The following is a 21,642-nucleotide window of genomic DNA, read 5'->3' on the forward strand; positions in this document are numbered from 1 at the left end:
ATGCTTGCTTAGGAAATATTAATGATTTAAAATTTATGCCTAAAATTAAGTTAAAGCTCAATAATTAGTCTGGAGCCACTTAAAGAATTTAATTACAATTTGTATCTTTAGTGACTGTTCAACCAAGCACATTTCCGATGAAAAAAATCTTATTTGTGATGCTTCTCTGCATCCTATCTACCTTACAAGCACAAGAACTTACTAACGCTCTATTAAACGAGATGAAACCACGTAACATTGGCCCAGGCGGAATGTCTGGCCGTGTGACCTCTATTGATGTGGTCACCTCAAATCCCGATATTATGTATGTTGGGACTGCTTCTGGGGGTTTATGGAAATCTACCAGCGCTGGGATTAAATGGGATCCTATTTTTGATAATGAAATAACAGCCTCCATAGGTGCGGTGGCAATCACACAATCTAATCCTTCTGTAATCTGGGTAGGAACCGGTGAAGGAAATCCTCGTAACAGCTTAAATGGTGGCTACGGAGTTTACAAGTCTCTTGACGGAGGTAAAAACTGGATGGCAATGGGGCTAGAAAAAACCCGTCACATTCATAAAATATTAATTGACCCAACAGATCCCAACACGGTATACATAGGCGCTATTGGTTCCCCTTGGGGCGTTCACGAAGAACGTGGCGTATATAAAACAACAGATGGCGGTACCACGTGGAATAAAATTTTATACCAAAACAAAACTACGGGGGTAGGAGATATGGTAATGGATCCTGCCAATCCTAATAAACTAGTAGTAGCGATGTGGGATCATAAACGAGATCCTTGGTTCTTTAGAAGTGGTGGAGAAGGCTCTGGACTTTTCATAACACACGATGGTGGCGATACTTGGGAAGAACGCACAGAGAAAGATGGATTGCCTAAAGGCGAACTAGGCAGAATAGGATTATCAATCGCTCCTAACAAACCAAACATTATCTATGCTTTAGTAGAAGCAAAAAAGAATGCCTTATACAAATCTGATGACGGCGGCTTTACTTGGAAAAAAATTAATGATAAGAGTGACATAGGAAACAGACCTTTTTATTACAGTGATATTTTTGTAGATCCTGAAAACGAGAATCGAGTATTCTCTGTTTTTACCTATGTGAATGTTTCTGAAGATGGTGGAAAAAACTTTGATCAATTAATGGGTGCCTATGGCGTAGACAACGGCGTACACCCTGATCATCACGCTTGGTGGATACACCCTACTGATGGAAGCTTTATGATGGACGGTAATGACGGCGGACTTAACATCACCCACGATGGCGGGAAAACTTGGCGCTTTATTGGTAATCTACCTGTAGCACAATTCTACCACATAAATGTAGATAATGAATACCCATACAACGTCTATGGCGGGATGCAAGACAACGGAAGTTGGAGAGGTCCTGCTTACGTTTGGAGAGCACAAGGAATCCGCAATAGTTACTGGCAAGAGATTAGTTTTGGGGATGGCTTTGACGTGGTACCAGATCAGGATGACAGCCGTTACGGTTGGAGTATGAGTCAGCAAGGATCTGTGAGTCGTTATGATTGGCAAACGGGAAATAACTATACCGTAAAACCTACCCATCCAGATGCAGACGTAACGCTTCGTTTTAACTGGAACAGCGCGATTAATATTGATCCTTTTGATACGAGTACTATTTACTTCGGAAGTCAGTTTGTGCATAAATCAATTGATAAAGGGCTCACGTGGACAGTGATATCACCAGATGTAACAACGAATGATCCAGAAAAACAAAAACAAGCTGAAAGTGGTGGATTAACGATGGATGCTACAGGAGCAGAAAATCATACGACCATATTAGTCATAGAACCTTCTCCTGTTGAAAAGGATGTGCTATATGTAGGAACGGATGATGGTCGTGTCCATATTTCAAAAAACGGTGGTAATAGCTGGGATGAAATTTCTAGCCTCCCAGGCTTACCCGCCGGAAGTTGGATCACTCAGATTAAAGCAAGTAAAACAAAGAAAGGATCTGCATTGCTTGTTGCAAATGATTACAGACGTTTTAATTTCAGCCCCTATGGTTATAGAACGGACGATTATGGTAAATCGTGGCGCCGTATTGTAAATGAAAAAGATACAGAAAGTTATGCTTTATGTATTGTAGAAGATCCTATAGAAAACAACTTGATGTTTTTAGGGACCGATGACGGTTTATACTATTCTATAAACGCCGGGTTCACATGGGATAAATACACCAATGGATTTCCTACTGTACCTGTGAAAGATTTAGTGATTCACCCAAGAGAACACGATTTAGTGATTGGTACTTTTGGTAGAGCCGCTTGGGTGTTGGATGATCTTCGTCCATTACGCGAAATTGCAAAAAACAAAAATATATTGAACGAAAGCTTAAAAGTATTTACACCTCCTACGGCCTATCAAGCTGCATATCAACAACCTACCGGAACTCGTTTTGGTGGTGATGCGCTGTACCAAGGAGAGAATAAAGACAGTGGCGCACAAATTAGCTATTGGTATAATACTCCTTCTGCAGAGAAAAGTGAGGATGATGCTCCAGACCCAATTAGTGATAATGAGAAAGATGAAGTCGATGAAGATAATGATGATGAAATTTCTACAATGCTCAGTGACGATGAAGATAACGGAACTTCAAAAGATTCTATTTATATGAAAATCTATGATGGAGATCGTTTGATAAGAAGTTTGAAAAGAAAGGTGCCAGACAGTTCTGGGATTTACAAATGGACTTGGAGAATGAACGAGGCTGGACAGAATAGACCTTCTAGAACCATTAGAAAACGAAAAGTAGAGCTGGGTGGCACTGCCGTAAAACCGGGAAGCTATAGGATCGAAATGGAAAATAACGGGACTAACACTTCTACCACAATTAAAGTGGAAAGTGACCCTAGACTTAACATTCCGCAGAGAGCAATTTTGGATACTTACAATGCTTCAAAACAAATGGAGGAAATGACGCAAACCGCGGCAGATGCTGTAAAACAATTAGTAGAAAGTAAAATGGCTTCGGAAACATTCAGTAAAAATCTAAAGAAGGAAGATAAAGAAAAGTATAAGGAAGAATTGAAAGAGGCAAAGAACATCAATAAAAAAATTGATAGTTTAATAGCTCTATATATAGGAAGCGTAGATAAGCGACAAGGAATCACGAGAAACCCAGAAGTCACGGTGATGCAGCGCATAGGAAGTGCCCGCTGGTATAGTGGCACCCGCCCTAATGGACTCACAGAAACCGAGCGAACACTTATGCAGCAAGCCAAGACTGAACTTAATGCAGCGCTCAGGAAAACCAATGCCTTTTATGCAAAAGATTGGGATGAATATACATCTAAAATGAAAGCGATCTCATTACCAACATTTAAAGAAACAACAATTTTTAAATTGAACTAACCAAAACTAAAACAATGAAACATGTATTGATTACTGCATTGTCGGCCTTACTCCTTTTTAGTTGTAAGAATGGAACTAAAGAATATGCAACAGCAAAGAAAGAGGTAAAACAATATACCATAGAACAATTTATGGATAACGAGAGCGCAGGTTCTAATGGGTACTCGCACGATAACTCAAAGATGTTAATTACCAGCAATCGTTCTGGTATTAATAATATTTATGAAGTTCCTGCTACAGGAGGTGATTTAAAACCCATCACTCAAAGTGATAGTGTATCTATTTATGGGCTTTCCTATTTCCCTAAAGATGATCGCATCTTGTTTACTATGGATGGAAATGGTGATGAAATCTACAAGATCTTCTTGAAAGATAAAGACCAAGTTATAAGCCTGACACCAGGAAAAGATGTACGCACAGGATTTGTAGGCTGGGCAAAAGGTGGAGAATCCTTTTATTTTCAGATGAATAAACGAGACCCACAATTTATGGATTTATATGAAATGAATACTGAAAACTTTGAATCCAAGTTGCTTTTTAAAGTAGAAAACAATTATGACTTTGGGATCATCTCTAACAATGGTCAATACATTACAGTTTCCGAGGCTATTACTACAAACAACTCAAACTTGTATTTAATTGAATTAGCAACTGGTGAAAAAACTAAAATTAATACAACTGAAAGTAGTAATCAGGGCTCAGATTTTTCTGTAGATAATACCTCATTGTATTATGTGACGGACCTCGATAGCGAATTTAGCTATGTTGCAAAATATGATATCGAAAAAGGAATAAGCACAAAGGTCACAGATAGTAAATGGGATACTTACAGTTATTACTTTTCTAAAAAGGGGACCTACACATTAGAAATTTTAAACGAGGATGCCGAAACCGCTGTTTATGTAACAAAGACTACCACCGGAAAGAAAGTGGAATTTCCAGAAATAGAAGGACAACAAGTAAGTGGAATAAGCTTTAGTGATGATGAAACTATAGCCATCTTAAGAGTAGGAAGTTCTGCAAAACCTATGAATACATATTCTTATAATATGGAAACTAAAGAGTACTTCCAACTTACAGATGTATTGAGTAAGGAAATAGATCAAGACGACCTAGTAAAATCTACCGTAGTGCGGTTTAAATCGTTTGATAATGTTGAGATTCCTGCTATCTATTATAAACCACATCAAGCCACTGCGGATAATAAAGTGCCAGCTTTGGTTTGGGTTCATGGAGGTCCAGGAGGACAGTCTAGACAATCCTATAATACAAATCTTCAATTTTTAGTGAACCAAGGATACGCCGTTCTTGCCGTTAACAATAGAGGAAGCAGCGGTTATGGTAAAACGTTTTTCGCAATGGATGACCAAAACCACGGTGAGAAAGATCTTAAAGATTGTATCGCTGGTAAAGACTGGTTAGCTGCTCAAGAAAATATAGACGCAGATAAAATAGGGATTCTAGGAGGATCTTACGGTGGTTACATGACGATGGCGGCCTTAACCTTTGCACCAGAAGAATTTAAAGTAGGCGTAAATATTTATGGAGTGACTAACTGGATGCGCACGCTACAGAGTATCCCACCGTGGTGGGCATCATTTAAAGATGCACTATACTTAGAAATGGGTGATCCTAATACGGAAGACAGCATCAGATTAAAAAGACAGTCTCCCCTATTCCATACCGAAAACGTAACAAAGCCTCTAATGGTTTTACAAGGGGCTCAAGATCCACGTGTGCTGCAGGTAGAAAGTGATGAGATCGTTGCAGGTGTTCGAAAAAATGGTGTGCCCGTTGAGTATGTTTTATTTGAGGACGAAGGTCACGGTTTTGTAAAGAAAGAAAACCAGATAAAAGCGTATAGCAGCATTGCAAAGTTTCTAGACACCTATTTAAAAGGGACACCAGAAGTGATGAATGACGGTGAGAAGCAGAGGCCTATTAAGATTGATATGCATTAATTGTAGCATTAAATAATTGGGAGACTTGACAAATTAGCAGTTTTAAAATAGTAAATTATATAATAGGAAAAAGCTGAATCAAGTTGAGCACAAGTCAATTTCAGAATGAAAAATAGTAGAAATAATAAATAGCATAGAGAATGAAAAAAATGATGTACGCCCTAATTCTAGGGATGATAATAAACACAGCAAGCGCACAAAACAGTGAATTTGACAAAATAGGAAGTTGGTATATACTAAGCAGTAACAGCAAGCTTTCTGAAAACTGGAGCGTGCAAGCGCAAACCCAAATCCGTTTTTTTGAGTTAGCTAGCGAAATACAACAATTCAAAATACGAACTGGAGCTACCTACAACATAATGGAAGGTTTATCTATAGGGCTTGGATATGCATATTTTAGAAATGATTTTTCATACTTAGCTGAAAATCCGGCTCCATTTGATGAACATCGCATTGTTGAAGATATCTATCTTTCTCAAAAAATGGGCAAAGCAAAAATCAACCATCGTGCACGTCTAGAAAATCGGTTTATTATTGTTGATGGCGATACAGACACCCGCCACTGGTTTAGATATATGGTAAAGGTTTCGCACCCTATTTCAGCAAAGTTTACCGCAGATATTTATAATGAGATCTGGCTCAATTTACAAGAACCAATATTTGCTCAAAATTGGTTAGGTACTGGTGTAAGTTATAAAGTAAACGAATTACTAAAAGCAAGAGTGGGCTATCAAAGAATTCATTTAAGTGGACCAGACTATGACCGACTTATTTTTGAATTAAATTTTAGCTTAGATTTTTCTGAAAAGAAAAACGAGAATGTAAAATAAGGAATTAAGACACAATCTTATGAAAAGTAGCAAAATCACATTTACCAATGCAAAAGGAGTTAGGCTCTCTGGACGCCTAGATATGCCTTTGCATCAAGACCCGCACAACTTTGCGATTTTCGCACATTGTTTTACCTGTACTAAAGATTTTAGTGCGGTACGCAATGTGAGCAAAGCGCTGGCGAGCGAGGGTTTTGGGGTCTTGCGTATTGACTTTACGGGTCTTGGCGATAGTGATGGTGATTTTGCTGATACTAACTTTTCAAGTAATGTGGAAGATTTGGTTCAAGCGGCAGACTTTCTGTCTCGAGAGTATAAAGCCCCTACCCTATTGGTAGGTCACTCATTAGGTGGAGCAGCAGCCATTTTTGCAGCTTCGGAAATACCAACGATTGAAGCTTTGGCTACCATAGGAGCACCTAGTAGTCCGGTACATTTAAGAAAGCAGTTTGGTTCTAAAGCCGAAGAGATAGAAAAAGATGGAGCTGCGACAGTACGTCTAGCAGGTAGAGATTTTACATTTAAAAAGCAGTTTTTTGAAGATTTACAAAATCAGTCGTGCGAAGCGGCCGCAGGAAAACTAGATGGGAAAGCCTTGCTAATATTTCATTCTCCTCAAGATGCAACGGTTTCTATAAAAAATGCTGAAGAAATTTATCACGCTGCAAAACATCCTAAAAGTTTTGTGACACTTGATGGTACAGAACATTTATTAATTGACAAGAAAAGTGCCTCATACGTGGGTAAAGTAATTGCAGGTTGGGCAGCAAGATATATAGACGTTCCATCAGAAGAAGTTATTTCAACTTCGCATCAAGTGGTAGCTAGTCTTGACGATGAAGATAATTTTACCACACTCTTAAAATTAGGTAATCACTACCTCAAAGCAGATGAACCGTTACGTGTAGGCGGTAATGATTATGGACCAACTCCTTATGAATTATTAGCTGGAAGCCTATCTGCTTGTACAGCGATGACCATACAGATGTACGCTAAACGCAAAGGCTGGAAAATAGAAAATATCGAGGTTCACACTACGTACTCTAAAACATATGCTGAGGATTGTCAAAATTGCGATAGTGATACAGATAAAATAGACACATTTAATCGTGAAATTAAATTAACTGCAGATTTTGATGAGAAGCAGCTGCAACGTATTCTTCAGATAGCAGATAAATGTCCTGTTCATAAAACACTGAATAATGAAACGCAGATACTCACGAAAATTATCTAATCATTTTAAAGCTTAATAAAGCTTTGAAATTGTGAACGCTTTTATAAGGCGTTACCTTTTCTATTAGCAAGCCTGATTTAAAACGCAAGTATAAAAATTATTACGTCTTTAAAATTTCAGAACACTTAAAAGTGACTTTGAGGGACTAAATTGATTCTGAAAATTATTCGTTAAGAATGATTTAAAATTTTGTGAGGACATATAAATAACCGTACATTGAAATTAAAATAATTTAATACTAACAATATGAAAAATATAGCAATGACCGCACTTGTTGTGCTCGCCTTAGTAAGTTGTAAAAACGATAAGAAAGAAATGCCAATTCAGGAAAATGCCGAAACTACAGATGTTCTAGTATCTGATACTACCAATGCTTCTGCTATAAAAAAAATAAGCGTCCAACTAGATGCTAGAAGTGCCAGCACAGCAAGAGGTATGGCATATTTATCAGAAAAAGATGGCTCCGTGGTTTTTGAAGCAAAGATTACCGGTTTGGATCCTGGAATGCACGCTATACATTTGCACGAAAAAGCTGATTGTAGCAGTGTTGATGGAAAATCTTCTGGTGGACACTGGAACCCAACTTTCCAAGCACACGGAAAATGGGGAACAGCCGAAGGATATCATAAAGGCGACATAGGTAATTTTGAAGTTAATGCAAACGGTATAGGGTCGATCAGGATGCGTACAGATGAATGGTGTATCGGTTGTGGGGATGAAGAAAAAGACATCGTAGGAAAGGCTATTGTAGTGCATCAAGGTGAAGATGATTTTAAATCTCAACCTTCTGGGGCTGCTGGTTCAAGAGTGAGTTGCGGAGGCATTATCAAATAGAAAAATAGTGTACTATAAAAGCCGATATTGATTTTCATCAGTATCGGCTTTCTACATTGTATTCTATTATGTTTCTTTTTAGAGGCGCATGGGGAACACTTAATTTATGTTTCATATAGTAGTACATTACTAAGTGTACAAATATGATACCAAAAAAAAAGCTAGCCTATATATAATAGGCTAGCTTTTTGAGTAAAGAGTATTTATCTTACTTCTTAATTACTTGCTTAACAAGCACATTATCTGCTGTCATGATACGCACAAAGTAAAACCCATCTGCTAAGTCAGCCATACTGAAGTTTGTAACTTCTGATGTTGACGGAGTTACTTTTTTGATCGATCTTCCGTTGACATCTATAATCTCAATTCCTGTTAAGGACACATCACCATTGTAAGTTAGGTTGACGTTTCCGAAGGTAGGATTAGGAGTCAAAATCAATTGATCACTTAATACAGAAGGCTCGTTACTTAAAATCGCATCTACCGTTATGTTAAACTCACACAGACTTTGATTTCCAGCTCCATCAACAACCGTTAATGTCACTGTATAATCACCTTCAAATAATTGAGCGCCTATAGCAGGTACTTGATTAACGATAAATGAACAATTATCTACAGCATCAGCAGCTGTTGCAAAATCTGGAAGTTCATAAAAATCACCTTGATTTACAGTAATCATTAAATCTTCTGGACAGTTGATAGTAGGAACTTCTTCTTCTCCTGTAACCATCGCTGGGATTCGCTGTGGTAAACATCCTTGAAACCCTAGTTCCATATCTGTGTTATAAACACCATAGTCTGAATCTAAACAGTTTGAAGACCAATTTAACGCAGTGTCGTCTTCACCAACTCTTCTAAAAGAAGAATTACAAGCTTCAGTAAAATCTGCGCCAGCACCTTGCCACTCTATATCTGAAACATCTAACGCTACACCATCCACCGTTATGTCTAACGTACTGATCTCTAATTCTGATGCATTCCAGAATACAGACTCTACTACATTATCTTCAGTATCTAGAATGATAATCCATCCATTACCTCCTTCACCCCACCATATGTTGCTGCCCCAGTAGTTATCACTTCCTGCCACATCATCAAACACAATTGTGCTATTTTCTGTCATAAATCCTAATTCTTTAACAACACTATTGACTGTGTTAAAATTAGCATATGGTTCGTCACTTAGCGCGATTCTATAACCACTATAATCTTTTGAAGCACCAATGTTCGTTACTTCTAAGATATCTGGAAACTGGAGACTAAGCTCTGTTACTTTTAATTCACTCGTAACAAACAAAGGCCCTTCTTGTGCATACACCGTTGTATTTTCTGTAGGTATAAATGTATAATTAGTTCCTGATTCCAGTAGATTACCACCTGAAGGTGCATCGTACCAGCTTATTACATTCCCTGGATCATTGAGGGTTGCCGTTACGCTTACTTCTTCGTTTAAACAAACCAATAATGCGTCTGTCGTTGTTGGAGGGTCTGCAGCAAAAAACACTTCTACTGTATCAGAATCTGATGAAGCAATAGAGCAATTTCCATCTTGCACTATATATGTAATAGTATGTACTCCTGGTCCTGCCGTTGCTGGATTAAATGTATAAGAATACCCATCTCCATTGTCTGTTACACCTGGACCACTGTATACTCCACCAAATGGCATACCACCTGTTGCATTAGAGATTACAAATGAGCTTTGACATAAATCTGCTGGAGCTGTAAAGTTTGCTATATTTGAGGGAGTGTCAAATGCTTCTGTACCATCCGCTCTACTAGCTGAACTACCTTGATCTGCACTAAAACCTAAGCCTCTTTTTGCAAAGGCATCCCAAATAAGACATTCATTTGCACCACCATACAACGCAACATCTGCTGCCAGAATAGCATCTCTACCATCTACAAAACCTGGTGCACAAGGTTGTAATTTTAAGCCTTCAGTCACTAGAAGCATTGCTTGTATATTACCTGCATCTAGGTCAACATCCCCAGTTACTGTTAAAAAATCATCACTAAAGCCGTGTGCATCAATAAGATTCCAAGTCATTTCCCATAACATAGCTGCCCAAACAGAACCAACACCATGCGGAAGACTCTCTGTCATAATATCATCATAGGTATGAGGATTCACACCAAGGTCTGTACTATAAGGAAAAGATCTAATACCATTCCCGTTTGGACCTTGTCCAAAAAGATAGGTTCCTACTGCTCTGACATCTCCTGGCATATCAGTATCTTTCATAGTTAGCATAATACCATAATAGTCACTCCATCCTTCACCCATTTGCTCATTACCAGAAAGACAGCCCGCATTTGCTGCTCCCCCTGTTAAACGATTCGATATTCCGTGTCCATATTCATGTACGATCACTAGCGCGTCAAAATCTCCGTCCTGGCTGTTGCACGTGTACATCTGCATTGTTGGATTCCCGCCATCTGGAGGGGTCCCAAAATTTGCATTACATTCACCAGAATTATCTTGTGCTTCTGCATTTACAGAATCACTACCAGCACCACCTTGACCATAATTATTTTCTTGAAAATTTCCAGAATTTGGATCAAAACCATATTGATACATTACATCATGAATGGTATTATTCCAATAGAATAAATTTGTTATGGCTGCATCTTCGTATTGATTTGCGGTACTATATGCTTGATCAAATGGGTATCCCGTAAAATCAAGATTATCGCCACCATCTGGCTGATAACCTGAGTTGTCACCATCCTCATAAGAATTTGTATTATTACCTCTAGTAGTCGTAAAGTCTGCTCCTGCTACTCCATTAATATCATGCCACCCAAAAGGAGATGCATCAATATTACTTGGCATACTTTCTATAGTTCTCGAGCCAAAGTATGGGCTTATAATAGGCATCGCAAAAACCTCATAACAATCAGTACATCCTTGCGCTGCACTTACCGTTGCCTCATAATTAGGAATGTCTATCAAATTTAGGTTAAAATTTAATTTCTCCTCTGCACTATGGTCGTGTGCTATACTGCACTGGGTCATCCAATCAAACTTAGAAATCACAACACCCGTATTTGCATCTACCTGAATGTTATACCAATGCTCCTGCGCTTTTTCTTGAATTGAAATATCCCACACTAAGTAAACCGATTCATCAACCACTTTATAAGCGAGTGACACAGGAATATCGCTTAATGAAATCCCCGCATTAGAATAGACAACATTTTTTGTAGTGTTATTTTCGGATATACGATTTAAAGTATTAGTTACATTATATCCTTCTGAAGCTGCTGCATTTAAGAGAGCGGTTTGAGATGTTATACTTGGCGCATTACTTCTAACAGCGGCGTTTATGTTCTGGATAAATCTATTGTCTTTTGCAAAGATTTTTCCGTTTTTCAAATGCAATCCGGATTCTGTACCTAGCACGGGAATATCATTTATGGCTTGTCTGTAGTAAATATGATGAATACCACTTAATGTGCTTACGTGCTCATTTGTGATTTCAAACTCAGTATCACTAGCAGAGAGATTGCTTTGCTCTCTATTTAACAATAGGTTTTCCTGAATAAGTTGGTTAGCATCTTGTGCTTGTAAGCCGGAAAAATTGCAAACAAGAATAACACCTAAAAGAAGGGAGAATTTCATAAAATTAATTTTTTATCAAAAATAAACTATTTTGATTATTTAATCTACTTTTTAACTTTTCGTGTGAATTATTATCAAATTGACAATTTTACCAGCAAAACACTTAGAATGTAATATAATTTATAGTTAATTATATTAACCGGAATATTAATATTGCTAATTCCGAATTGTATATATTTAAAAAAAATAAACATGAAACAACCAGACGCTCTTATCCTCTCTATGCAACAAGGAGATGAAGGTTCATTTAGTCAATTATACGATATGTACAATGAGGCGATTTTTGGCATTATCTATAGTATAGTTCTCAATCGAGCGATTGCCCAAGAAATTTTGCAGGATGTATTTATAAAAATATGGAATAAGAGAAGTTCTTATGATTTCAATAAAGGACGGTTTTTTACCTGGATTTTAAATATTGCAAGAAACACTAGCATTGATGAAATAATATCTAAGACTAATAAGAACGAAAAGAAAAACCTATCGACCCGTAATTTCGCAAATATATTAAAGACAAGTGATTCTTTAAACCGTAAATTGGATGCTTTAGGTATTAAAAACTTTGTTGGCAAACTAACGCCAGCTTGCATTCGTATCATAGACCTTTTGTTCTTTAAAGGGTCTACAATGTCAGATGCAGCAATAGAGCTGGATATACCCTTAGGAACTTTAAAAACTAAAAATAGAAACTGTTTAAAAGAATTAAGAACATTAGTCTTAGATTAAAAAATGGATGAACTTATAACATCTGGAAACCTTGAATTGTATGTGACAGATTCACTTCCGCTAGCGGAAAGGGATGCGATAACTGCCTTGATCAAGAATAATCCTGAGATTCAACTTGAAGTTGAAAAAATAGAACGTACCCTTATTACATTAGGAGCAGCGGTAGCACCTCCTATTTCTAAGAAAATATGGACCAATATTATACGCACCACAAATGGGGTAAGATATTTATCACAAGAAAAGACTACTAATTGGACCGCGTTCATAGGATGGGCCGCAGCAGTGGCGTGTATGGTAGGATTATTTTGGACTATAAATGAAAAGAATAACGTACAAGATTACTTTAATACTGTCAATACGCAGAATGTTGTATTAAAAGAAGATAAAGCTGCTGCACAAAAATCACTGGAGGAAGCTTCTGACGTACTTGCCATTGTTAGAGATAAGGAATATAAAGCTATTTCATTACCAGGAAATCAAGTAGTAGCACCAAATGCTTTTGTTAAGGTCTATTTCAACGCTAAAGAAGGAGTTGCTTTTGTAGATGCTTCAGGTTTACAAGAAGCTCCAGCAGGTAAAGAATATCAAGTTTGGTCATTAATTATGAGACCGCTAACACACAGTAGTATGGGTCTGATTAACGCTATGACAGCAATATCAAATGAGAATCGTGTTTATAAATTTGAAAATGTTCCAGAAACTCAAGCTTTTGGAATCACGTTAGAGCCTAAAGGCGGAAGTGAATCTCCTAATCTTTCACAATTATACACCTTAGGAACCGTCATTCCTTAAGATAATATTTCAGAAATTATACAAAATCGTTTAGAGAAATCTAGACGATATTTTTTGTAGTATCCCAAACGTGCTTTAAGTAATGTGTTAGGCTATCGCTCCATTCTTAGAGACGCTAAACAATCATTTATATGTTCAGGGTCTTATGAGCTTTATAAAACACGAACCATGTAAAATACCCTGCAAGTAATTGCAGGGTATCCTCTAAAAAACTCTGAAAAAACTGGTAGTATTCAATACTACTATTCACTAATACTTCGGTAACAATCTCTAGTATGGTTTTATAAAGACTGGACTTTTTGTGTTAAAATTGGACCAATTTCAAAAGACGCATCTTCTAGCTCCTTTTTAATTTGCTTCACTTTATCTACTTGACCATTGGCCTTAAATACATATGCGGCGTGAAGTAAAGACATTGGTTCCTTTGTCTTTCCTATAACATACGTTTCTATAGTTTTTAGGGCTTCCTTGTTCATTCCATTTTTTAATTGAGCTAAGGCTAGCAAATGATATGTCGCTGGTGTGGCTCTATTTAAGACTTCCTGTTCCGCTAGAGACAGCGCCTTTTTAGGGGCTGTCTCTGAATAGTATTCTATAAAGTAAGTGTTGTACATAGCACCATAATTAGGGTCGCTTTCCGCCTCTTTAAACAATACAAGATTTTCTTCCATCTCCGTATTATTGCCTTCATATTCTGCAATTTCTGCTTTCAGAAGGTAATAATCTGGCGCCTTATGAGATTCCATAATCTTATTCAAAATTCTTTTAGCTTCTTCTGTGTCGTGTGCATAAGAATATGCAATCCATGCGATGCCTTTTTTTGCGTAGGCATTATCTGGTTGCATAGCTAATGCGTTAAGATACATCTCGTAAGCTTCATTTATTCTCCCAGCGTGCCCATAAAAATCTCCTAGATTAGTATAGGTCCATATTTTAAGTGGTTTCAAACCGCCAGACTCAGCAATCACTTTTGCTTTTTCTAAATATTTTATAGCGGCATCCAGATCACCTCGATGATCGCTCCATTTCGCGAGACGTATTAAATATTGATAATCACTTGTGTTCTTTACCTTCTCTAAATTTTCAAAAGCTTTGTCAAAATTACCAGTCTCCATATAGGTGTCAAAGAGTTGTAACTCCGTGACTCTTTTATTAGTGGGTCCTGCATAGATTAGCTCCAGTATTTCTTGTGCTTCCTTAAATCTATGTTGAGAGATATAGTTTTGGGCTAAGCTACGAGTGTAGCCATCTTTATTGGTTGCTGATATACTAATGGCTTTCTTATATAGGGCTTCTGCATTTTTTAAATAAGCCACATCACCAGATGCCATAAACATCGCTGTGTATGTGCCGGCCAAAGGTCCTAGGTCTCCTACACCACTGCTATCTTGCGCAAGTCTTTTTGACCAAAACTGGTTGTTCTTTTTTGCACTTAGGTAGCTTTCATTGCTGCTGTCTAAGTAAACATTATAATCTGCACTGGTTATTATTGGCTCTCTGTCCTCGTTTGAATCACAAGAAAAGCATGCGTAGCTTAGTAGGATAAGCAAGCAAATTTGTTTTATCATTTTCATGGTAATTCTTTTTTAAACAAAGAAAAGAGCAATCGCTTGCCCTTTTCTTTTTAAATTAAGAAAAAATATTAATTATTAGGTGTCTCTAAATAAGGGAAAGCACCTACTACTCTGTCTCCAAAACCAACTCCATCCGAAGTCAATTGAGGTGTATCGTTATTACCGTCAAAACGAGTTCCTGATTCACCACCAAACATTAATGTAAGTGAGATATCAATAACATCATCATTAATAGTTCTACCAGTTAAAGCATTAGTACCATCATAATATGTTGTAGTACCGTTTGGTGCTACTTGTAATGCATCTGTATTAGCTAACACAAAAGCAAAAGTAGGTCTATCAAGTCCTAAGATGTTTGTCTCATAATTAATGTCATCTGCTTCTAGATCTAAAGAAGCTGCATAAACGTCGTGATAAAATTCTAATCTATCATCAAACTTCTGGGCAAAACCAGTTCTGTCAGCGTGAAGCGTTACGTTAAAAGCATTTTTATCACTGTCATTATCATTAAATACGGTATTGATCCCTGGACGTCCCATAGCATCTTCTTGTACATAGTCACCAGAAAAATCTAATGCTGTAACGCAAGGTACACAAGCAGAACCACCACAATCTACACCTTCTTCATCACCATTCTGGATTCCATCATCACAAGTTACTTGTTCAATTACGTTATCGTCTTCGTTACCACAGGCTACAAAAGTTAATGCAGCACAGATAGCAAGGATATATATTGGAAATTTATATGTTTTCATATGTGTCTTTTTAAATTTTATTAGTAATTATTACTGCTTCCTTTTTGTAGTTACCCATACATTGTATGCATCTGGCAAAGCTCCTTCTGGAAACAATCCAGCCGCAACAGCTACATGCGTTGGTGCTGTACCTAACATTGCATTAGGAACCTCAACACTTACCGCTAAAACATTTAAGTCTTCAAAGAAATCTGAAGCTTCTCCTGGAGGTAAAAACCCTGCTGGTGCAACTGCTCCTGAGATTACCATATTGAATCTATTAAAATCAAAGAAAAAACCATCTCTTCGTGGTCCGGCAAAAATAGAGATACCATCTTCTGTTGTAATTTGTAAATCGTCAGATGTAGAAATACGTACACTTCGCATTGGTCCAGAAGTTTCTATTTGTCCAGTTAACCCAACTGCTGTAGGTACTACAGGTCCAAAAACATACATAGAATCTCCACGCTTAACAGCTTGAATTACTAAATCCTCTACAAAGTCTCCGTCGTTGTCAATATTAAATTGGATTACTACATCTTCATCAAATGCCGCGTTTGCGGTAACATCACCAGGATTTAAAGGCCCTTGAACAGTCGCAATTAATACAGTGTTATTAGGATTGTCTCCTTCAAACGCATATAAATCTGCAAGGTCAGATGTAGTTGAGGCTACTCCTGGTGCATCAATGTGATCTGCTGAAGTAAGGAAAAAGCTCGCCGAAGCTAAAAGCACTGCGCATACTACCCCAAATAATTTCATTTTTCTCATAGTTATGTTTTAAATTAATCTTAAGTTATATCTTAGATACGCCGAAAACTCTATCTTGGTTTCCGCTACGTCGCTAATTATATGTTAATGTATATTTACAACCAGTTGTAAGATGCTCTAAAAACACTAAAAAATGGTCATAAACCCTGCTAGTTCTGGCTGGATTCACAAATATATAAGTTTATTACCTGTTACTCAAAGTGAGACGCAACATAATCAGGAAATAGATTTATATCGTTTACTTGTACAAACTGGATTCTTTTATGGCGTGTCAAGTCAACTAGCACTTCTTCCCGGGATAAACAGCAATTCCTTTAGCATTGATGACTATACCAAGGTCAATCTTTTTACCGCATTAATACTCATCTATAAGGAATATCATCCTCAAAAAAGCATAGAAGATGCACTGCCTTCTATTGAAAAGTTCTATAAATCAAATAATAAAGGGAAGAAGGGTATCTTCTCTAGAATCAAATTCTCTAGAGACATCGCATCTAACGTTGAGGCAATTCTAGCCGCGAGATTACAAGAGTCTAACCCCATCATTAAAAAAGGATCTTCCACCTTCTTTACCTATATCTTAGTGAGTATTGATATCATCGCATTTTACGCGTTTATAAGAGAACCCGAAGGCGATCCTGAATCCTATGCACATTTAGAATTCTTATATAACAAGGTAAGTTATGTGGCATTAAACGCGAAGCAGCATAAAACCAAATATGATCTAAATATAGTTACCCTATTTAAGGACACCTTTACTGCGATACCTTCAGACCAAAATTTAATCAAGTCTGAATATCACAAACTCTCAGCTACTATTAGGGAAAATAATATTTTAAAAAAGCAGCTTATTAACCTTTGCCTATTGGCTATATTCGATGATAAAGAAATAGACAGTTCAGAATTGTCCTTCCTATATTTGATGGCTAAAGAACTCGCTATTGATGAGATTGATATTTTAGAAAACATAGAAGACTTACACCGGTTTAAAATAACGTATGGCAAGAAAGTACGTTTGTTTAATTACGCAAACCCAGTAAAACATTTTTATAAAGAAACATACAGAACCGTTAAGGTGCTTATTCTTAAAAACGGAGATCGTATTTTAAAAGAATTATTAGAAAGCAAAGAGTTAGTGCTGCTTTTGGGTCAATCTACCTTGCGCGATCTTAATGTGGAAGAAAAGAAAAAAGTGAAAGAACAATTATTAGATATTTGCAAAACGGTTCCTTCACTTACTATTTTTATTATTCCTGGTGGCTCTTTGTTACTGCCACTCCTTATAAAATTAATCCCAAAATTACTCCCGTCCGCTTTTAATGAAAATAGAATAGAAAAGTAAGGATCATATTAATTGCAAACCTGGTACTACTCTAGCCAGAACTTGAAGTCTTTCACTTTCTCTCGAGCAACAATGACAGGCTGCTCTGTATAGGAGTTTAATTTTAGCTCTAATCTAGAATTGGTATAAGATATAATGTCTTTAATCGCGTTTACATTTATATAATATTTCCGACTAATTCTAAAAAACACTTCTGGTGATATTTCCCCCTCCAGTTGCTCTAAGGTAGTATCAAGTAAATAATTCCGACCTTCAACAGTATGTGCATACGTCCCTTTATTTTCTGAATAAAAACATTCAATCTCGTCTATAGGAATCATCTTTATATGCTGTCCTATCTTTGTGGTAAATCGTTTTTTATATTCGCGTTCTACTGGATTGATCAATAGTTTTTTAATATCTTCAAAATCTACCTGAAGCCGTTGTTTTTTCGGGCTAAATTCACGATACTTTTTGACCGCGATCTCTAGATCATCCTCGTCTATAGGCTTCAATAAATAATCGATACTATTTAACTTAAACGCCTGTAGAGCATACTCATCAAAAGCGGTCGTAAAAATGATGGCCGAGCGAATGTCTATGGTTTCAAAAATCTCAAAAGACAAGCCATCGCTTAACTGTATATCCAGAAAAATCAAATCTGGTTGCTCATTATTAGAAAACCAGTCAATAGACTCTTCTACGCTATGTAACTGCTGGTTTACCGTTACATCTAGTTTCTCCAGCATACGTTGCAACCGGCGTGCAGAGGGCCTTTCATCTTCTATTATTAATACATTCATTTGTTATTGCTTCTGAAATTTTAATACTTGATATTCCTGTTATCCCTTTGTATGATCTCCTTCATCTTGCAAGCTTCCCATTTCTTTACTAAATCGAGTGAGGGCATTAACACCGATACTCCGAGAATTAATAATCCTATTCCCCAAAATACAGGAGAAGAAAGATACCTCCAAAACCAAAATTGATCATTGATAAACTCAGTAAAAAAACTTGTGTTTCCAGAGAATATTAATAGATTGACAAGAATAAATATTGTGAGATGTGTGTAAAATCTTTCTATGGCTTTCACCTTTTTTTTAGCCCGTTCTAATTTTTTATCACCTTAACTATTCATTGCTTATCTTTTTAAATTGAAGTCTGTATCCTTATCCATTAATTCTTTCATTTTACGTTCTTCCCAATTTTTTACAAAACCAAATGTGGGTACATATAAAGCCAATCCGTGAATGAGTAATCCTATTCCCCAAAATACAGGTGTCGAAAAATATTTCCAAAACCCTTGTCCCTCGATACTAAACTCGCTAAAAAATCGAGTACTTGCAAAAAGTATAAATAAATTAACTAAAATATAAATCGTTAAATGCGAATAAAAGCCTTTAATATCTTCGATTCTTTTTTTAGCTCGCGCTAGCTTTTTATCGTCTTGAATTTGCATCGCTTATTTTGTTAAATTAGAATCCTTATCCTCATCCATAAGTTGTTTTAACTTGCGGTCCTCCCAGTCTTTTCCAAAAAATGGATTCCACTCAAATGCTTTTGCTGCTTGAAAACCAAGACCTATTCCCCAACCAAATGCAGCCCATAAAAACCAAGGACTTCTAAACTCGTTTATATAATAATTAAGTCCTGCAAGCAGCGAGATAAAAACTACATAACTCATTAAACTGGTGTAGAATTTTTTAATTTCTTTTACTTGATCTTTTGCTTTATAGTAAGCGTCGTCTTTTTTTATAGGTTTCATAATAGTTGTATTATTGTTTGATACCTTAAAGATACTATGGTTTTATAGGTTTATAAATTTGTTTGTTCTCAACTGTAGAATCTTCTGGACGAATTGTTATTCATCTTCTTTATCTATCAATTCTTTAATTTTTCGTTGCTCCCAATTCTTACTGAAAAATGGATTCCAATCATAGGTTTCTGAAGCATGTCCTGCAACACCAAAGCCCCACCCAAAAATAGGAAATAGTGCCCAAGGGAATCCCGCGTTAGACTGGAAATTAAGATATATAAATAGAGGTACAAAAAGAAGATAGATGGTTAAATGTGCATAGAAGCCTTTTAACTTTTTCACCTGTTCTTGTGCATTCTCATAGCGTTTTTCGCTAATGTAGGTGTCTTGTGTTTTCATAATTTTAATGTCTTGCATGATAATCGGGATAGAGATTTTAAAGGTCTCTTCCGTATGTTCAATCTTCACGCTTTCCGAAGTTAAAATAGCATACCGCTGTTTAATATTCCTTAGCCCTACGCCACTGCTCTCTTTTAATGTTTGCTTCGTTTGTAGATTATTGGTGACTGTTAGGGACCCTTTACTTTCGGTAACAGTTATGTATAATTTTTTGGAAGGTGTTACTTGATTATGTTTTACGGCGTTCTCTAATAACAACTGTAAAGCTAGCGGCACTACTTTACCTTCTGGGTTCAATAACGTTTCTGGACTTGTAAAAACAATGCTGTCTTCAAAGCGCATTTTTAGAAGCGAAATATACAGGTGAGCAAACTTGAGTTCCTCTTCTATGGTAACCAATTCTTTGTTTTTTTGCTCTAAAACATATCTATATACTTTAGACAAGGCCGTAGTAAACTTAGTAGCAGCAACAGGGTTTTCTTCAATTAAGCTTGTCAGTACGTTTAAACTATTAAATAGAAAATGAGGGTCAAGTTGGTTCTTTAAAGCATCAAATTGCGCCGAAGCAACCCCAGCTATAATCTTTTGTTCCTTGAGGCGATTATCTTGTTTATGTTTATAATAATACAGAAAGTAAAAGATGGAAGATATTATGACAGAGATGGTAAAGCCTATGGTGTAATATGAATAATGCTCACTGCTTACAAATTCGCTCAAGCTTCTACCATAAACGATACAGCCGATAAAAATTCGGATTAAAAACATCGTACTGATCGTAGCAACAATACCACCAAGTACCCCTTTTAATAAATTTTTAAATTTAAATAAATCTACGCCGTGCGTTCGTATTAAATAGTTAATCACAGTATCATTGGCCATATATAAGCCCACCGCATAGAGTTGATTAAAGCCAAACTGCCTTAATACCTCCGCACTACTTGATGGCCGCCAGCCGTTTGACAGATACTCATACAGACCAAGGACTAGGAAAATAACTACTCCTATTAAAAAAGACTGAATTAACTTACGCAGGTTATTGTTCATTATTCTTTACAATTTTCTTCTATAAACTCAAGTGCTCTCTCTTTTTGAAAACTAGGATAGAATGCTCCTTCTGGTTCAAAGTTATCAGATAAATCTATAGCTCTCTGCACATCTTTACAAAAAGGCTCCATAGACTGACCAAAATATTTTGCAGTTCCAGCATCCCATTCTGCCTTTCCAAAAACTACAATAGGGTTTTCTGGTGCTAACGACAATGCTTCTGCATATAATGTGCTCACTTTTCCCGCGTATTTCATCCCGTATTTCATCCCATCAGATGCAATCCAAGCGGTGTAATACTGTCCTTCTAAAATTTTTACATAGGGGTTGTCATCTTCCGTGAGTGTTTTTAATTGATTTAAAAAGTCAAGCGCTTTGTCCATTTGTGCCTTTAGTACCGCAGGATCTGTTTCCCCAAAACTTTTAATCACATTTACTTGAGATACAAAAAATACAGGAATCCAGTTTTCCTTTTCTGCAGTAGCAATACGTTCAAAAAGATTTGATGCCTCTACCATTTTATTCTCGCCCCAAAGGTCAAATGCTTTTTTCATACCAGTATCGTATGGAGATTGAGCAACGGCGCTTAGCGCAAAAAGTGCTAGACAGAGATAGATAATTGTCTTCATAATGTTATGTGTTTATTTAATCTTAA

At 36.8% G+C, this 21,642-nt stretch carries 17 protein-coding genes and 1 pseudogene; 8 read left to right on the forward strand and 10 right to left on the reverse strand.

Annotated features, from left to right (window positions below):
- The first annotated feature begins 137 nt into the window (after positions 1 to 137).
- From ABXT71_RS10880 to ABXT71_RS10900, 5 genes are all read left to right on the forward strand, one after another.
- On the forward strand, positions 138 to 3,386 hold the full coding sequence (locus ABXT71_RS10880) for a VPS10 domain-containing protein (RefSeq protein WP_415371362.1): 3,249 nt from the start codon (positions 138 to 140) through the stop codon (positions 3,384 to 3,386).
- A 14-nt stretch (positions 3,387 to 3,400) separates the two neighbouring features.
- Positions 3,401 to 5,347 carry an alpha/beta fold hydrolase gene (locus ABXT71_RS10885; protein ID WP_415371364.1) on the forward strand — a complete coding sequence of 649 codons (1,947 nt, stop codon included), beginning with the start codon at positions 3,401 to 3,403 and terminating at the stop codon, positions 5,345 to 5,347.
- A 149-nt stretch (positions 5,348 to 5,496) separates the two neighbouring features.
- On the forward strand, positions 5,497 to 6,177 hold the full coding sequence (locus ABXT71_RS10890) for a DUF2490 domain-containing protein (RefSeq protein ID WP_415371366.1): 681 nt from the start codon (positions 5,497 to 5,499) through the stop codon (positions 6,175 to 6,177).
- A 19-nt stretch (positions 6,178 to 6,196) separates the two neighbouring features.
- The gene (locus ABXT71_RS10895) at positions 6,197 to 7,411 is read left to right on the forward strand and encodes an alpha/beta fold hydrolase (protein ID WP_415371368.1); all 1,215 of its coding nucleotides are present in this window, start codon (positions 6,197 to 6,199) and stop codon (positions 7,409 to 7,411) included.
- A 246-nt stretch (positions 7,412 to 7,657) separates the two neighbouring features.
- Positions 7,658 to 8,245, forward strand: a complete 588-nt coding sequence (locus ABXT71_RS10900; protein WP_415371370.1) for a superoxide dismutase family protein — start codon at positions 7,658 to 7,660, stop codon at positions 8,243 to 8,245.
- Between the two features lie 208 nt (positions 8,246 to 8,453).
- On the opposite strand, the gene ABXT71_RS10905 is transcribed toward ABXT71_RS10900, so the two are convergent.
- Positions 8,454 to 11,870, reverse strand: a complete 3,417-nt coding sequence (locus ABXT71_RS10905; RefSeq protein WP_415371372.1) for a M36 family metallopeptidase — start codon at positions 11,868 to 11,870, stop codon at positions 8,454 to 8,456.
- Between the two features lie 192 nt (positions 11,871 to 12,062).
- On the opposite strand from ABXT71_RS10905, the gene ABXT71_RS10910 reads away from it, so the two are divergent.
- Positions 12,063 to 12,596: an RNA polymerase sigma factor gene (locus tag ABXT71_RS10910; protein ID WP_415371374.1), complete on the forward strand. Its 534-nt coding sequence runs from the start codon at positions 12,063 to 12,065 to the stop codon at positions 12,594 to 12,596.
- A gap of 3 nt (positions 12,597 to 12,599) precedes the next feature.
- Positions 12,600 to 13,388, forward strand: coding sequence for an anti-sigma factor domain-containing protein (locus tag ABXT71_RS10915; protein ID WP_415371376.1), 789 nt, complete (start codon positions 12,600 to 12,602; stop codon positions 13,386 to 13,388).
- A 281-nt stretch (positions 13,389 to 13,669) separates the two neighbouring features.
- Here ABXT71_RS10915 and ABXT71_RS10920 read toward each other — a convergent pair whose 3' ends face one another.
- The 3 genes from ABXT71_RS10920 to ABXT71_RS10930 all read right to left on the reverse strand — a co-directional run bounded on the left by ABXT71_RS10920 (position 13,670) and on the right by ABXT71_RS10930 (position 16,467).
- Positions 13,670 to 14,962: a tetratricopeptide repeat protein gene (locus ABXT71_RS10920; RefSeq protein ID WP_415371378.1), complete on the reverse strand. Its 1,293-nt coding sequence runs from the start codon at positions 14,960 to 14,962 to the stop codon at positions 13,670 to 13,672.
- 68 nt (positions 14,963 to 15,030) lie between these two features.
- The gene (locus ABXT71_RS10925) at positions 15,031 to 15,717 is read right to left on the reverse strand and encodes a hypothetical protein (RefSeq protein WP_415371380.1); all 687 of its coding nucleotides are present in this window, start codon (positions 15,715 to 15,717) and stop codon (positions 15,031 to 15,033) included.
- A 30-nt stretch (positions 15,718 to 15,747) separates the two neighbouring features.
- Positions 15,748 to 16,467: a DUF4331 family protein gene (locus tag ABXT71_RS10930; RefSeq protein ID WP_415371382.1), complete on the reverse strand. Its 720-nt coding sequence runs from the start codon at positions 16,465 to 16,467 to the stop codon at positions 15,748 to 15,750.
- Positions 16,468 to 16,600: 133 nt separating this feature from the next.
- Here ABXT71_RS10930 and ABXT71_RS10935 point away from each other — a divergent pair, with 133 nt between their 5' ends.
- Complete coding sequence (locus ABXT71_RS10935; RefSeq protein ID WP_415371384.1) at positions 16,601 to 17,809, forward strand: LETM1-related biofilm-associated protein; 1,209 nt, start codon at positions 16,601 to 16,603, stop codon at positions 17,807 to 17,809.
- Positions 17,810 to 17,835: 26 nt separating this feature from the next.
- Here the strand turns inward: ABXT71_RS10935 and ABXT71_RS10940 are convergent, their stop codons facing one another.
- From ABXT71_RS10940 to ABXT71_RS10965, 6 genes and pseudogenes are all read right to left on the reverse strand, one after another.
- Entirely contained in the window at positions 17,836 to 18,591 is a 756-nt protein-coding gene (locus ABXT71_RS10940) for a LytR/AlgR family response regulator transcription factor (protein ID WP_415371386.1), read from the reverse strand.
- 20 nt (positions 18,592 to 18,611) lie between these two features.
- Positions 18,612 to 18,887, reverse strand: a pseudogene (locus ABXT71_RS10945) (2TM domain-containing protein); the annotation flags it as partial.
- A 42-nt stretch (positions 18,888 to 18,929) separates the two neighbouring features.
- Positions 18,930 to 19,247, reverse strand: a complete 318-nt coding sequence (locus ABXT71_RS10950) for a 2TM domain-containing protein (RefSeq protein WP_415371388.1) — start codon at positions 19,245 to 19,247, stop codon at positions 18,930 to 18,932.
- A 3-nt stretch (positions 19,248 to 19,250) separates the two neighbouring features.
- Positions 19,251 to 19,553 carry a 2TM domain-containing protein gene (locus ABXT71_RS10955; protein ID WP_415371390.1) on the reverse strand — a complete coding sequence of 101 codons (303 nt, stop codon included), beginning with the start codon at positions 19,551 to 19,553 and terminating at the stop codon, positions 19,251 to 19,253.
- A 96-nt stretch (positions 19,554 to 19,649) separates the two neighbouring features.
- The gene (locus tag ABXT71_RS10960) at positions 19,650 to 20,987 is read right to left on the reverse strand and encodes a 2TM domain-containing protein (protein ID WP_415371392.1); all 1,338 of its coding nucleotides are present in this window, start codon (positions 20,985 to 20,987) and stop codon (positions 19,650 to 19,652) included.
- Complete coding sequence (locus ABXT71_RS10965; protein ID WP_415371394.1) at positions 20,987 to 21,616, reverse strand: hypothetical protein; 630 nt, start codon at positions 21,614 to 21,616, stop codon at positions 20,987 to 20,989. The genes ABXT71_RS10960 and ABXT71_RS10965 overlap by 1 nt, the downstream gene beginning before the upstream one ends.
- Positions 21,617 to 21,642: the final 26 nt, after the last annotated feature.

Origin of the sequence: Patiriisocius sp. Uisw_047, from assembly GCF_047730165.1 — a bacterium.
GTDB lineage: Bacteria > Bacteroidota > Bacteroidia > Flavobacteriales > Flavobacteriaceae > Patiriisocius.

Bases quoted from the DNA above. Each gene is read 5' to 3' on its own strand.
- ABXT71_RS10920 (WP_415371378.1), bottom strand. From the start codon at position 14,962: ATGAAAATGATAAAACAAATTTGCTTGCTTATCCTACTAAGCTACGCA.
- ABXT71_RS10915 (WP_415371376.1), top strand. From the start codon at position 12,600: ATGGATGAACTTATAACATCTGGAAACCTTGAATTGTATGTGACAGAT.
- ABXT71_RS10900 (WP_415371370.1), top strand. From the start codon at position 7,658: ATGAAAAATATAGCAATGACCGCACTTGTTGTGCTCGCCTTAGTAAGT.
- ABXT71_RS10880 (WP_415371362.1), top strand. From the start codon at position 138: ATGAAAAAAATCTTATTTGTGATGCTTCTCTGCATCCTATCTACCTTA.
- ABXT71_RS10890 (WP_415371366.1), top strand. From the start codon at position 5,497: ATGATGTACGCCCTAATTCTAGGGATGATAATAAACACAGCAAGCGCA.
- ABXT71_RS10955 (WP_415371390.1), bottom strand. From the start codon at position 19,553: ATGAAACCTATAAAAAAAGACGACGCTTACTATAAAGCAAAAGATCAA.
- ABXT71_RS10960 (WP_415371392.1), bottom strand. From the start codon at position 20,987: ATGAACAATAACCTGCGTAAGTTAATTCAGTCTTTTTTAATAGGAGTA.
- ABXT71_RS10950 (WP_415371388.1), bottom strand. From the start codon at position 19,247: ATGCAAATTCAAGACGATAAAAAGCTAGCGCGAGCTAAAAAAAGAATC.
- ABXT71_RS10905 (WP_415371372.1), bottom strand. From the start codon at position 11,870: ATGAAATTCTCCCTTCTTTTAGGTGTTATTCTTGTTTGCAATTTTTCC.
- ABXT71_RS10925 (WP_415371380.1), bottom strand. From the start codon at position 15,717: ATGAAAACATATAAATTTCCAATATATATCCTTGCTATCTGTGCTGCA.
- ABXT71_RS10930 (WP_415371382.1), bottom strand. From the start codon at position 16,467: ATGAGAAAAATGAAATTATTTGGGGTAGTATGCGCAGTGCTTTTAGCT.
- ABXT71_RS10940 (WP_415371386.1), bottom strand. From the start codon at position 18,591: ATGAATGTATTAATAATAGAAGATGAAAGGCCCTCTGCACGCCGGTTG.
- ABXT71_RS10885 (WP_415371364.1), top strand. From the start codon at position 3,401: ATGAAACATGTATTGATTACTGCATTGTCGGCCTTACTCCTTTTTAGT.
- ABXT71_RS10895 (WP_415371368.1), top strand. From the start codon at position 6,197: ATGAAAAGTAGCAAAATCACATTTACCAATGCAAAAGGAGTTAGGCTC.
- ABXT71_RS10935 (WP_415371384.1), top strand. From the start codon at position 16,601: ATGGTCATAAACCCTGCTAGTTCTGGCTGGATTCACAAATATATAAGT.
- ABXT71_RS10965 (WP_415371394.1), bottom strand. From the start codon at position 21,616: ATGAAGACAATTATCTATCTCTGTCTAGCACTTTTTGCGCTAAGCGCC.
- ABXT71_RS10910 (WP_415371374.1), top strand. From the start codon at position 12,063: ATGAAACAACCAGACGCTCTTATCCTCTCTATGCAACAAGGAGATGAA.